The organism is Tahibacter soli (genome assembly GCF_025717065.2).
Classification (GTDB): domain Bacteria; phylum Pseudomonadota; class Gammaproteobacteria; order Xanthomonadales; family Rhodanobacteraceae; genus Tahibacter; species Tahibacter soli.
Map to the genome: position 1 here is coordinate 649,517 of NZ_JAOVZO020000003.1, position 11,990 is coordinate 661,506.

The following is an 11,990-nucleotide window of genomic DNA, read 5'->3' on the forward strand; positions in this document are numbered from 1 at the left end:
TTTGGGGCCAGCCGTCACCCTCGCCGGCGCAACCGGCAGTCGTGTTCAGCCGAGAAAGGCATCGTTGAGCGGCACGTCGACGCAGCGGTTTGCGCGGCGTGCGTGTTGCTTTTGGCGAAGCCGGAACGTCGCGGACGGCCCCGAAGAAACGTATTCCCAGAGTATTGAACCGGAGATCCGGATGGCGAACGAAGGCGTCAATCATGGCCGCCGCCGCTTCCTCACGGCCACGACGGCAGTCGTCGGCGGTGTGGGCGCGATATCGGCGGCAGTGCCTTTCATCAAGTATTGGTTGCCGAGCGCGCGCGCGAAGACCGCGGGCGCTCCGGTGCAGCAGGACATTTCGAAGATCGAAGAAGGGCAGATGATCATCACCGAGTGGCGCGGCCAGCCGGTGTGGGTCGTGCGCCGTTCCAAGGCGCAGCTCGATGCGCTCAAGTCGCAGGATTCCCGCCTGCGCGATCCGAAGTCCGAGAACGCCGACCAGCAGCCGAAGTTCGCGCAGAACGAGTACCGCTCGATCAAGCCGGAACTGCTCGTGATGGTGGGCGTGTGCACGCACCTGGGCTGCTCGCCCAAGTTCCACGGCGAGATCAAGCCCGAGCCGTTCGACGCAGAGTGGAAGGGTGGCTTTTTCTGCCCTTGCCACAAGTCGCGTTTCGACATGGCCGGCCGCGTCTACCAGGGCGTTCCCGCGCCGACGAATTTGAAGGTCCCGCCGTACACCTTCGCGGACGGCGACAAGACGCTGATCATCGGCGTCATGCCTGAGGGAGCCGCGTAATGGCGAACAAGCTCACGCGCGCCGTCGCCGGCGTGCAGGAATGGTTCAACTACCGTACCCCGGGCCTGCTGCCTGCGTATCGCAAGCACATGTCCGAGTACTGGGCGCCGAAGAACTTCAACCTCTGGTACTACTTCGGCTCGCTCGCGCTGCTCGTGCTCGTCAACCAGATCGTGACGGGCATCTTCCTGACGATGAACTTCAAGCCCAGCGCGGCCGAAGCGTTCGCGTCGGTCGAGTACATCATGCGCGACGTGGAGTGGGGCTGGCTGATCCGCTACATGCATTCGACGGGCGCCTCGGCGTTCTTCATCGTCGTGTATCTGCACATGTTCCGCGGCCTGCTGTACGGCTCGGCGCAGAAGCCGCGCGAGCTCGTGTGGATCCTCGGCATGCTGATCTACCTCGTGCTGATGGCCGAGGCGTTCATGGGCTACGTGCTGCCGTGGGGCCAGATGTCGTTCTGGGGCGCCAAGGTGATCATCTCGCTGTTCGGCGCGATCCCGATGATCGGCGACACGCTGGTCGAGTGGATCATGGGCGACTACCTGCCGGCCGACGCGACGCTCAACCGCTTCTTCGCGCTGCACGTCATCGCGCTGCCTCTGGTGCTGCTGCTGCTCGTGGTGCTGCACATCGCCGCGCTGCACGAAGTGGGCTCGAACAACCCGGACGGCGTCGACATCAAGAAGACGAAAGACGCCCGCGGCCGGCCGCTCGACGGCATCGCGTTCCATCCGTATTACACGGTCAAGGACATCTTCGGCTGCCTGTTCTTCCTGACGATCTGCGCGTTCGTGCTGTTCTTCGAACCGACGTTCGGCGGCTGGTTCCTCGAGCACGACAACTTCGTCGCGGCGAACAAGCTCGTGACGCCGGAGCACATCAAGCCGGTGTGGTACTACACGCCGTACTACGCGATGCTGCGCGTGGTTCCGGACAAGCTGTTCGGCGTGCTGACGATGTTCGGCGCGATCGCGATCCTGTTTTTCGTCCCGTGGCTCGACCGCAGCCCGGTCAAGTCGTATCGCTATCGCGGCTGGATGTCGAAAGTGCTGCTCGGTCTGTTCGCGTTCTCGTTCGTCTGGCTCGGCAAGATCGGCGCCGGCCCCGGTACCGATCCGGTCGAGACGATCGTCGGCCGCGTGCTGACCCTCTACTACTTCGCCTTCTTCTTCACGATGCCGTTCTGGACGGCGGCCGACGCGACCAAGCAGGTTCCGGAACGGGTGACGATGCATGATTAAGCAAGCCATGACCAAGCTCGGTCTCGCCACTGTCGTCGCGCTGGTTGCCGCGTCGCCGCTCGCGCTCGCCTCGTCGGGCGGCGCGGCGCTCAAGCCGGCCAATACGCGCGTCGACAACGTCGCCTCGCTGCAGCGTGGCGCGCACTTGTATTTCAACTACTGCATCGGCTGTCACTCGATCGAGTTCATGCGCTATTCGCGCATCGGCGAAGACCTGAAGCTGACCGAAGATCAGGTGATGAAGAACCTGAACTTCACCGGCGGCAAGTACGGCGAAACGATCCACTCGTCGATGCCGGCGGCCGACGCCGCGCGCTGGTTCGGCAAGGCGCCGCCCGACCTGTCGCTCGAAGCGCGCGCGAAGGGTCCGGACTGGATCTACAACTACCTGAAGTCGTTCTACGTCGATCCGGCGCGCCCGGTCGGCTGGAACAACACGGTGTTCCCGGGCGCCTCGATGCCGAACGTGCTGTGGGAGCTGCAGGGCGTGCAGCATGCGACGTTCGAGCCGAAGGAAAAGAAGCAGGAGTCGTGCTCGGGCGAAGGCGAGGGCTGCAAGAACGGCCAGCGCGAAGTCGAACACTGCAAGGACGGTACGACCGAGATCGACGGCAAGTGCCTCGTGCACCTGGAAGTGTCGACGCCGGGCAAGCTGTCGGCGCAGGAATACGACGAGGCCGCGCGCGACCTGACCGCGTTTCTGCAGTACGTCGCCGAGCCGGCGGCCCTCAAGCGCCAGAGCATCGGCGTGTGGGTGGTGCTCTACCTCGCGTTCTTCACGTTCCTGGCCTGGCTCCTCAAGAAGGAATACTGGAAGGACGTGCACTGACGGGTCCGGGCGGCGGAGCTTTGCTTCCGCCGCCCGACCGCTCCCTCGCGCCGGACGGCTATGCGTAGCGAAAAGTGCGTAGTAGATTCGCGCGAGGCGACCATACCGGGTCGTCGCATCGTGGCGGGGGAGAGGCATGGCCTTGAGCACACGTTCGCGCACGGTACTAACGCTGTATTCGGCCCGCGATAGCGTCCATTGCCATCGCGTCAGGCTGGTTCTCGCCGCCAAGGGCGTCAGCTACGATCTCGTGCTTGTCGATCCGGCCAAGCCGCCCGAGGACCTGTCCGACCTGAACCCCTACAACAACGTACCGACGCTGGTCGATCGCGACCTCGTGCTGTACGAGACCGGTGTGATCAGCGAGTACCTCGACGAGCGGTATCCGCATCCGCCGCTGATGCCGATCGATCCGCTGTCGCGCGCACGGCTGCGCCTGGCCATGGTTCGCCTCGAACGCGACTGGCTGCCGCTCGCCGAGCAGTCGGCCGGCACGTCGAAGACGGCGGAAGCGTCGCGCAAGCGCCTGCGCGAGAATCTCGTTTCGGCGCTGCCGCTGTTCAAGGCGTCGAAGTTTTTCCTGAACCCGGAAATGAGTCTGGCCGACTGCGCGCTCGCGCCGCTGATCTGGCGCCTGCCGAGCATCGGCGTCGCGTTGCCGCGCGAGGCGCACGCGATCGTCGACTACGGCGAACGCATCTTCCGCAATCCCGGATTCACCCGCAGCCTTACCGCCGAAGAGAAGCTACTGCGTGACTGACGACAAGACCGGCGCGGCCGGCATGACCTCGAACCGCCCGTACCTGTTGCGCGCGATCTACGACTGGATCGGCGACAACGGCATGACGCCGTATCTGCTCGTCGACGCGGCGTGGCCCGGCGTGCTCGTCCCGCCGCAGGCCGCGAAAGACGGCCGCGTCGTTTTGAACATCGCGATGCGCGCCGTGGTCGGGCTCGATCTCGGCAAAGAGTGGGTGCGATTCAACGCGCGCTTCGGCGGCGTCAGTCATGCGGTCGAAGTGCCGGTCGGCGCCGTGCTCGCGATCTACGCGCAGGAAAACGGGCAGGGCATGATGTTCCCGGCCGAGGGCGCGCCGCCGCCGTCCCCGCCGTCGCCCGCGCCGACGGCCGACGCCGACGCGCCGCCGAAAAAGGCGGACACCTTCGCGTGATCAAGTAGCTACGGAATCCGCGGCGCGAGGTACGTGACGTTGCCGACCGTCGATGTCGGCGGCGGCTGGCGCAGCGGCAGACTGAAGTTTTCGAGTTTGCCGGCGCGCAGCACGAGCGTTCCGCGGTGGCGGTCGTGACCGTCGGTGCTGACGTCGAACCCGTACTCGCGGCGCAACCCCGGCTGGCCGTTCTGGGCGCGCACGAAGCGGATGCGGCGCAGGCCGACCGACTGGTCCAGCAGCTGCAGGTCGGCGCGCGCGCACAGCTGGCGCGCGACGTTGGCGGCGCGGTCGCGCGAACGCACGGCGTCGTGCCAGATCAGCGCTACGGCGGAAACGAGGACGAGCAGGATCAGCGATTCGAGCATCGCGCCAGTTTGGAGTCCGTCGCGGGCGAACTCAAGTCGTGAACCGTTCGCGGCGGTTACTGTGCGCCGGTTGACGGCCAAGTGCCGTGCCGCATCGTCTAGAATGGGCGCTTGTTGCGGCAGTTACAGGGGAATGTGGTCGCCGTGATCGAAATACCGGGTTATCTCATCAAGCGCGAGATCGGACAGGGCGGAATGGCCAGCGTCTATCTCGCGATCCAAAGTTCGCTCGAACGTCAGGTCGCGCTGAAGGTGATGGCGCCGGCGCTCGCCGCCGACCCGACGTTCACCCGCCGCTTCCTGCAGGAGGCGCGCACGCTCGCGTCGCTGGCGCACCCGAACATCGTGCAGGTGTTCGACGTCGGCGTGACGCCGAACCAGCAGCACTATTTTTCGATGCAGTACCTGCCGGGCGGCGATTTCGTCTCGCGCGTGCAGCGCAATCTCGACGAGGTGGAGCTCAAGCGCATCCTGACCGGCGTCGCGCGCGCGCTCGGCTACGCGCACCAGCGCGGCTACGTGCATCGCGACGTCGCGCCCGGCAACATCCTGTTCGACCCGGCCGACAACCCCGTGCTGACCGATTTCGGCATCGCGCTCGCCGCGAGCCAGTCGACGCGCATCACGAGCGCGGGTTTTTCGGTCGGCACCAGCCACTACATGAGTCCCGAGCAGGCGCGCGGCGGCGACATCGACGCGCGCTCGGACATCTACAGCCTCGCCGTGCTCGGCTGGTACGGCCTCACCGGCAAGCCGCCGTTCGACGGCGCCGACGGTTTCGCCGTGGCCTACGCGCACGTGTTCGAGGCCGTGCCGCGACTGCCGGAGCACCAGGCGCACTGGCAGGAACTGTTCGACCGCGCGCTGGCGAAGGATGCGAAGGACCGCTACGCCGACACCGAGCAGCTGCTGGCCGCGATCGAGGCGATTCCGGCGAGGGAGCCCGAACCGATCGAGGGCGGGGCGCCGAAGTCCGCGCCCGCACCCGCGGTGCGCTCGCCCGACACGGCCGCCGCCGTCGCCGCGGCGCGGCAGTCCGCGCCGACCGTCGCGCAGCCGCGTCCGGCCGCCGTCAAAAAAGCCGTCGAATCGAAACCCGCCGCGCCCGCCCCGAAACCGGCCGCGCGTTCCGGCAGCGGCGCCGGCCTGTGGCTGGCCATCGCGGTGCTGAGCCTGGTCGGCTTCGGCGCGCTCGGCGCGTACTTCTGGCCGCGCAGCAATGTTGCCGCGACCCCGGCGTCGACCGTGCCGGCGGCGACGCCGCCCGCGCCGGCTCCGGCACCGCCGCCGGCCAGCGAGCCGGTAGCCGCAACCACGCCGGCAGTCGAACCGCCGCCCGCGCCGCCGCCGACGGAAACGCCGGCCGGCACGCCGACCGAAACACCGGTCGAAGTCGCTCCGGCCGGAACCGCGCCGACCGATCCGCTCGCGGCCGACCCGTCGGCGACCGCCGCCGATCCGAACGCGGCACCGGGCGCCGAGCCGATCGATCCGGTCGCGAACCCGGCCGCGTTCCTGGCGAGCCTGCCGACCGTCGAAGACCCCGTCGTCAAGCTCGTGCGGCTCGGCAAGGGCGATCTCGCCGCGCAGCGCTACACGTCGCCGCCGAATTCGAACGCGCTCGACCGCTTCAAGCTCGCGCTGCGCATCGACGGCCGCGACAAGAACGCCAGGCAAGGCATCGTCGACACCGCGCGCGCGTATCTCGCGCTCGCCGACAAGTCGCAGGCCGCGAACGACCTGACGCTCACGCGCAGCCACTTCGAGCGTGCCGTCGAGATCGCGACCGTCGTGCCGGCCGAAGGCAAGCCGGTGATCGACGAAGTCGCGCAGCGGCGCGCGAAGCTTGCCGGGCCGTTCCTCGACGACGCGCGCAAGGCCGCGGCCGTGTGGGACAAGGAAGGCGCCAAGGCCGCCTACGACAAGGCGCTCGCGATCGACCCGAAAAACGCCGTGGCGCAGGAAGGCCTGCGCAAGCTGCCGTCGATCGGCAGCGCCGGCTACGTGTTTCGCGACCGCGCCGGCGACGGCGCGCAGGGCCCCGAGCTCGTCGTGCTGCCGGGGGCGAAGATTGCCGCCGGACGCACCGAAGTGACGCGCGGCGAGTTCAAGCGCTACTGGGCCGCGGCCGGTTCGCGCGCGTTCGCGGGCAAGGAACCCTCGTGCCGCGACCGCGAATCGTTCTTCCGCAGTTCGCGCAAGCGCACGTGGCAGGCCGCCGACATCACGCAGGACGACAGCCATCCGGTGGTCTGCGTCAGCTGGGACGAGGCGGCGGGCTATGCGCGCTGGCTGTCCGAGCAGACCGGCCGTACGTATCGGCTGCTGTCGAACGCGGAGTTCGACCAGCTGGCGCGCGAAGTCGGCAGCGGCGGCTGCACCGGCGCGAATCTTGCTGATGCGTCGTTCAACAAGGCGTACGACACGCGCACGGGTGCGTCGTGCGACGACGGCTACGCGGCGACGTCGCCGGCCGGCAAGTTTCCGCCGACCGCGTCGGGCGTGTTCGATGTCGACGGCAATGCGCGCGAATGGGTCAACGCCTGTGCGAACGGCGTGCCGGGTGCCGGCTGCCGCGAACACCGCGTGCGCGGTCGCAGCTGGTACTCGCCGCCGGACAAGGAAACGGCGGCGTTCACGGACAATGTCGCGTCCGACGTCTCTTCCAACAATATCGGTTTTCGCATCGTGCGCGAGCTGGGTGATCGGTTGTAGGCGTCTCGTTCGTTGATACACCGGTGTCACGCTGAACGCCGACGGTTGCGGCAGTGCCGTTGGTCACGCGTCAACTTGCGCGGCATGCGGCCGCGCACCTAAGCTGCGACGACTTGCGCACGGAGGCGGCCGGGCGCTCATAACAACGATCAGGGGTCACGATCGAATGAAGCTCATTTTTCCGAACGGCGAACACGAACCGGTCAATCTGTCCGAAGGCATCACGGCGATCGGCACCGGGGCGGAATGTCTCGTGGTTCTTGCCGCACCCGGCATCGCGCTGCGCCACGCCGAAGTGCATCTGCGCAACGGGCAGGCGCTGATCCGCGTGCCCGATCCGCGCAACGTGGTCGTGCTCAACGGCCGACAGGTGACGACCGACGTCACGATCAAGCCCGGCGACCTGCTGCTGTTCGCGAAGGTCGGCTGCCAGGTGCTCGCGCCGGACCGCGTCGCGGCGCCGACGACGCCCGCGCCGCGCCCGGCGGGTGCGAGCGACGACAACGACGGGCGCACGCGCATCCGGCAGGCGTTGCCGAAGTTCATGCTGCGCGGCGTTTCGGGTTCGACGTTCGGCAAGACGTTCGCGCTGGTCGGTTCGATGACGATCGGCCGCCAGGCCGATTGCGACATCTCGATTCCCGGCGACGAAATCTCGCGCCATCACGCGAAGCTGCAGGTGCTGCCCGACGGTGTGATGGTCGAAGACATGGGGTCGGCGAACGGCACGTTCATCAACGACAAGCGCGTGCATTCGGGCGTGCTCAAGCCCGGCGAGGAACTGCGCCTGGACACCGTGCGCTTTCTCCTGATGTCGCCCGGCATGGAAGTGGCCAAGCCGGCGCCGGCACCGGTCGCGGCGGCGCCCGAGCCCGCGGCGAAGTCGAATACGGGGCTGTGGATCGGCGTGCTGGTCGCGGCGCTGGCGATCGCGGCCGCGGGGGCGACGAAGGTGCTGGGGTACTGGTAAGTCTTTTGTTCGTCATCCCGGCGAAAGCCGGGATCCAGCCTTTGGCCGGGCTCGAAAGAGCAACCGCTGGATTCCAGCTTGCGCTGGAATGACGAGCCGAAGCTACGCGTGCCTGACGCTCACCCGCATCGACAGATCCACCGCGCGTACATGCTTCGTCAGCGCGCCGATCGAGACGAAATCGACGCCGGTGCGCGCGATCTGCGCCAGGCGCGCGAGGTCGACGCCGCCCGATACTTCGAGTTCGACGCGACCGCCGACTTCGGCGACCGCGCGGGCGAGGTCGGCGTCGGAAAACTCGTCGAGCATGATGCGATCGACGCGCGCGGCCAGCGCAAGATGCAGTTCGGTAAAATTCTCGACTTCCACTTCGAGCAGCAGCTGCGGATGCTTCGTGCGCGCCGCTGCGACCGCGCCGGCGAGCGAACCCGCCGCCGCGATATGGTTTTCCTTGATCAGGATCGCGTCGTACAGGCCGATGCGGTGATTGGTGCCGCCGCCGCAGCGCACCGCGTATTTCTGCGCGAGACGCAGGCCCGGCAGCGTCTTGCGCGTGTCGAGCACGCGCGTGCGCGTGCCTTGCACCGCTTCGACGTGCCGCGCCGTGACGGTGGCCGTGCCCGACAACGTCTGCACGAAGTTCAGCGCGCAGCGCTCGGCGCCGACCAGCGCGCGCGCGTTGCCGCGCAGGCTGACGAGGCGCTGGTCGGGCGCGAGCGCGTCGCCGTCGGCCGCGTGCCAGTCGATCTCGACCTGCGGATCGAGCTCGCGGAAGCACGCGTCGAACCAGGCGCGCCCGCACAGCACCGCGGCTTCGCGCGTGATCACGAACGCCTCGGCGGCGGCCGTGGCGGGAAGCAGGTCGGCGGTCGCGTCGCCCGGGCCGATGTCTTCGGCGAGCGCGCGGCGTACGTCGGCGAGGACGACGTCCTCGCCGGGCGGATCGAATCGATGGCTCATGGGATCTTCCGCGACGTTCGCCGCTTCACGACGCGGCCGGCTGCTGCGAGGCTTCGTCGGCCGTCGCCGTCGGACTCTTCGCCGCGTGCGCGGCCTTGAGGCGTTCGACGATCGCGTCGAGCGCGCGGTCGAACAGCGGCACTTCCTCGAGCACGGTGACGTGCCCGGCCGCGAGATCGGCCGCAAGCTGCGCGGCGGTGCGATCGGCGACCTTGAGGCCCTTGCGGTTGACGAACAGATATTTCGAGCTGATCGGGCTGATCCACGACAGCTTCGCGCGTTCTTTCGCGCCGTTCGCGTCGAGGAACTCGATCCAGGTGCCCACTTTCAGTTCGCGCACCGCCTGGACCCAGTTTTCGGTCGGCGGTTCGGCCGGTTGCGGATCGGGTTCTTCCTCGATCGACGCCATGACGCTGTCGCCGGCGTCCTGGTTCGCCAGCGGCATGGGATCGGTGAGTTCGAGCGGCGGCGCTTCGGTCACCTGCGTCGGTTCTGCCGGCTGCAGCAGGCTCTGGTAGACGACGTTGAGCTGTTGCATCAACCGCCGCACGTCGTTTTCGTCGAACGCGACGGTCGCCAGACCGTGCCGCAGCGTTTTTTCGAGCTGCGGCAGGATCGCCTGCAGCCGTTCGCGCTCGGCGGCGTTGTGCTTGGGCTGCACGCTCCAGATCAGCTCGTCGGCGAAGCGCAGCGCGTGGCGCCATTCGTTCGACGTGTCGCCCTGGCGCAGCATCACGAGCACGAGATAGTTCGCCCACGGCCGCGACAGGAGGTTCTTGATCAGCTCGGGAACGGGGCGGTTCTCGATGCGCTGCATGATTTCGCGCGCGGCCGTGCGGCGCGCGTCGAGCAGTTTTTCGCGACCGCGCGTGGCTTCGCTCGCGCGCTGTTCGGCGAGGTCGGCGCGGCGCTTGTTCGTTTCGACGAACGCTTCGAAGTCGATGCGCACGCGGTCGAAGATGCCGAGATCGTCTTCGAAATCCTTGAGCAGCGATTCGACGATTTCCTTGACCTTGTCGTGCAGGCGCCGATCGCGGTCCGATTCTTCGGACCAGCCGACGCACGCCTGCGCGAGACTGTCGAGCAGCACGCGCGCCGGGTGCGTGCGGCGGGCGAACAGGTGCTTGTCGAGCAGCGCCACTTTCAGGAACGGAATCTGCAAGCGGCCGAGCATCGCCTGCATTTCGGCCGGCAGGTTGCGATCCTGCAGGATGTATTCGAACAGAAGGCCCACGAGGTCGATCGTGTCCTCGTCGGCGCCCGAGACGTTCGCGCCGGTTTCGCCGCGCAGCTTGCCGGCCTGGCCGAGGAGTTCCTCCTTGACCTTGAGCGCGACCTGCGCCGATTCCGCCGCGCTCTGCGCCGACAGGTTCTGGTTCTGCAGGATCGTCAGCGCCGACAGCAGCTCGGGAATATTGAGCGGCGCGACGTTCGGATTGTAGTTCACGGTCGTGTAGCCGGTCGGGATGCCGGCCGCGGTCGCGCCGTCGATGTCGGTGCGCCGGTTCGCGAGCATCGCGCGCAGCGAGCTGTAGAGGTTCGCCTGCAGTTCGGCCGCCGCCGCGTCGACGGGCAGGTAGCCCGCGCCCGCGCCGCCGTCGAAGCCGTCGGGCATCTGCTGGGGCATCGGCGCGCCGGGTACGGCGGGTGCGCCGGGCGCACGCGGCGGCGGTGCCGGCGCGCCGGGCCGGCGCTGCACGGTCGCCCGCATCTGCGGCAGCACGCCGGCGTGCACGAGCAGCGCGTTCAACTCGTCGTAGAACGCGTCGAGCCCGCCCATGACGTAGCGGTCGAAAAGTTTGTAGATGATCAGGCGCACCGGCAGCTCGACCTCGAGCTCGCCGCTGGCTTGGCGGAACGCCTGGCCGACGGCCGTCGGTCCGATCGGGCTGTTGGCGTCCTCGACGCGCTGGTTCGTGATGTGCGAAAGACGCTGGTTCAGCGCGAACAGCACGCGCTGCAGACGGTTTTCGGTTTTCGCGACCATGCTCGCGACGGCGAGCGATTCTTCGAGTTCGGTGTTGTCGACGAGCGACAGCGACAGCTCGCCGGTCGCATTCGTTTCGGGTTTGCCGCCGATGCCGCGGCCGGCGACGAAGTCGATGAACTGGCGCGCGAGCTGTTCCTGGAAGCGCAGCTCGATCTGCTGGCGCTTCTTGCGCACCTCGCGCATGCCGTCGAAATACGTCGCCTGCACGGCGTTGCTGTCGGCCTTGCTCGCAAGGTCGAACAGCGCGTCGTCGGCGTTCTCGAACAGCGTCGTGGCGAGCGCCGTCAGACGCTTGAGCGCGTGCGTGCGCACCTGGCCGAAGGCTTCGGCAGGGCGTTCGCCGAGCGCCGCGGCGGTCGTGCGCTGATTCAGATCCACCACTTTGGGATTGTTGTCGTTGGAACTCATAGGCCGCATGACAATCGGTTCTCAGCGAGCAAGCCAGTTTAGTGTTGTGTTCCGCAAATAAGTCGAAGAATTCCGGCGTCTTTCGCCGCAATCCTTCGTTGCTGCTCGTCGTCGTACTGCCTGTACGCCTCCTCGCAGCGCCTCGTCTTGCGACGAAATCCAGCCGGAATTACTTTTCGACGTATTTGCGAAACACAACACTGGTGCGCACATCGAAGCTTTCAAAACACCCTCGCAGCCCGGTGAGAACTGCGTCACATTTCCGGTTCAGGCCGGAAGGGCGGTCAACTGGGTAGTGCCAATGGCCTCGTCGGCGAGCATCACCGGGATGTCGTCGTCGATGCGGTAGATCACCTTGCCGTCGGTCGTGATCAATCCCGCTGCAAGCGGCGTGCCGACTGCCGCGCCCGCGACCGTTCGTACCATGCCGTCGGCGATCGCCGCGTTCAAGGCGTCGAGCTGCGCTTTCGACAGGAGCGTCAGCGGACTTTTGGACGTCGGGCAGCACAGGATGTCGATCAGGCGCTTGTCCATTGCGCGGTTCCTT

At 67.3% G+C, this 11,990-nt stretch carries 11 protein-coding genes; 7 read left to right on the forward strand and 4 right to left on the reverse strand.

Annotated elements, in window-relative coordinates; translation table 11 throughout:
* Positions 1-181 precede the first annotated feature (181 nt).
* The 5 genes from petA to OD750_RS05355 all read left to right on the forward strand — a co-directional run bounded on the left by petA (position 182) and on the right by OD750_RS05355 (position 4,032).
* Positions 182-784 (forward strand): ubiquinol-cytochrome c reductase iron-sulfur subunit, encoded by a 603-nt coding sequence (gene petA / locus OD750_RS05335; protein WP_263543234.1) that lies wholly within the window; start codon positions 182-184, stop codon positions 782-784.
* On the forward strand, positions 784-2,031 hold the full coding sequence (locus OD750_RS05340; RefSeq protein WP_263543235.1) for a cytochrome b: 1,248 nt from the start codon (positions 784-786) through the stop codon (positions 2,029-2,031). The genes petA and OD750_RS05340 overlap by 1 nt, the downstream gene beginning before the upstream one ends.
* Before the next feature lie 7 nt (positions 2,032-2,038).
* A complete protein-coding gene (locus tag OD750_RS05345; protein ID WP_425508218.1) occupies positions 2,039-2,860 on the forward strand; it encodes a cytochrome c1 in 822 nt (273 codons plus the stop codon).
* 136 nt (positions 2,861-2,996) lie between these two features.
* The gene (locus OD750_RS05350; protein ID WP_263543237.1) at positions 2,997-3,620 is read left to right on the forward strand and encodes a glutathione S-transferase N-terminal domain-containing protein; all 624 of its coding nucleotides are present in this window, start codon (positions 2,997-2,999) and stop codon (positions 3,618-3,620) included.
* Entirely contained in the window at positions 3,613-4,032 is a 420-nt protein-coding gene (locus OD750_RS05355) for a ClpXP protease specificity-enhancing factor (protein WP_425508208.1), read from the forward strand. The genes OD750_RS05350 and OD750_RS05355 overlap by 8 nt, the downstream gene beginning before the upstream one ends.
* Before the next feature lie 8 nt (positions 4,033-4,040).
* On the opposite strand, the gene OD750_RS05360 is transcribed toward OD750_RS05355, so the two are convergent.
* Positions 4,041-4,400, reverse strand: a complete 360-nt coding sequence (locus tag OD750_RS05360) for a DUF3301 domain-containing protein (RefSeq protein WP_263543238.1) — start codon at positions 4,398-4,400, stop codon at positions 4,041-4,043.
* Between the two features lie 144 nt (positions 4,401-4,544).
* Here OD750_RS05360 and OD750_RS05365 point away from each other — a divergent pair, with 144 nt between their 5' ends.
* Both OD750_RS05365 and OD750_RS05370 read left to right on the forward strand, forming a co-directional pair.
* A complete protein-coding gene (locus OD750_RS05365) occupies positions 4,545-7,115 on the forward strand; it encodes a bifunctional serine/threonine-protein kinase/formylglycine-generating enzyme family protein (RefSeq protein ID WP_263543239.1) in 2,571 nt (856 codons plus the stop codon).
* 166 nt (positions 7,116-7,281) lie between these two features.
* Positions 7,282-8,085 (forward strand): FHA domain-containing protein, encoded by an 804-nt coding sequence (locus tag OD750_RS05370; RefSeq protein WP_263543240.1) that lies wholly within the window; start codon positions 7,282-7,284, stop codon positions 8,083-8,085.
* Between the two features lie 102 nt (positions 8,086-8,187).
* Here the strand turns inward: OD750_RS05370 and nadC are convergent, their stop codons facing one another.
* The 3 genes from nadC to OD750_RS05385 all read right to left on the reverse strand — a co-directional run bounded on the left by nadC (position 8,188) and on the right by OD750_RS05385 (position 11,977).
* Positions 8,188-9,045: a carboxylating nicotinate-nucleotide diphosphorylase gene (gene nadC / locus OD750_RS05375; RefSeq protein ID WP_263543241.1), complete on the reverse strand. Its 858-nt coding sequence runs from the start codon at positions 9,043-9,045 to the stop codon at positions 8,188-8,190.
* A 25-nt stretch (positions 9,046-9,070) separates the two neighbouring features.
* Entirely contained in the window at positions 9,071-11,443 is a 2,373-nt protein-coding gene (locus tag OD750_RS05380; protein ID WP_263543242.1) for a DUF1631 domain-containing protein, read from the reverse strand.
* A gap of 267 nt (positions 11,444-11,710) precedes the next feature.
* Positions 11,711-11,977, reverse strand: a complete 267-nt coding sequence (locus OD750_RS05385; RefSeq protein ID WP_263543243.1) for a Trm112 family protein — start codon at positions 11,975-11,977, stop codon at positions 11,711-11,713.
* Positions 11,978-11,990: the final 13 nt, after the last annotated feature.

What these genes read in the sequence shown, in the direction of transcription:
- petA (WP_263543234.1), top strand. Translation starts at nt 182, where the DNA reads ATGGCGAACGAAGGCGTCAATCATGGCCGCCGCCGCTTCCTCACGGCC.
- OD750_RS05340 (WP_263543235.1), top strand. Translation starts at nt 784, where the DNA reads ATGGCGAACAAGCTCACGCGCGCCGTCGCCGGCGTGCAGGAATGGTTC.
- OD750_RS05345 (WP_425508218.1), top strand. Translation starts at nt 2,039, where the DNA reads ATGACCAAGCTCGGTCTCGCCACTGTCGTCGCGCTGGTTGCCGCGTCG.
- OD750_RS05350 (WP_263543237.1), top strand. Translation starts at nt 2,997, where the DNA reads ATGGCCTTGAGCACACGTTCGCGCACGGTACTAACGCTGTATTCGGCC.
- OD750_RS05360 (WP_263543238.1), bottom strand. Translation starts at nt 4,400, where the DNA reads ATGCTCGAATCGCTGATCCTGCTCGTCCTCGTTTCCGCCGTAGCGCTG.
- OD750_RS05370 (WP_263543240.1), top strand. Translation starts at nt 7,282, where the DNA reads ATGAAGCTCATTTTTCCGAACGGCGAACACGAACCGGTCAATCTGTCC.
- nadC (WP_263543241.1), bottom strand. Translation starts at nt 9,045, where the DNA reads ATGAGCCATCGATTCGATCCGCCCGGCGAGGACGTCGTCCTCGCCGAC.
- OD750_RS05380 (WP_263543242.1), bottom strand. Translation starts at nt 11,443, where the DNA reads ATGAGTTCCAACGACAACAATCCCAAAGTGGTGGATCTGAATCAGCGC.
- OD750_RS05385 (WP_263543243.1), bottom strand. Translation starts at nt 11,977, where the DNA reads ATGGACAAGCGCCTGATCGACATCCTGTGCTGCCCGACGTCCAAAAGT.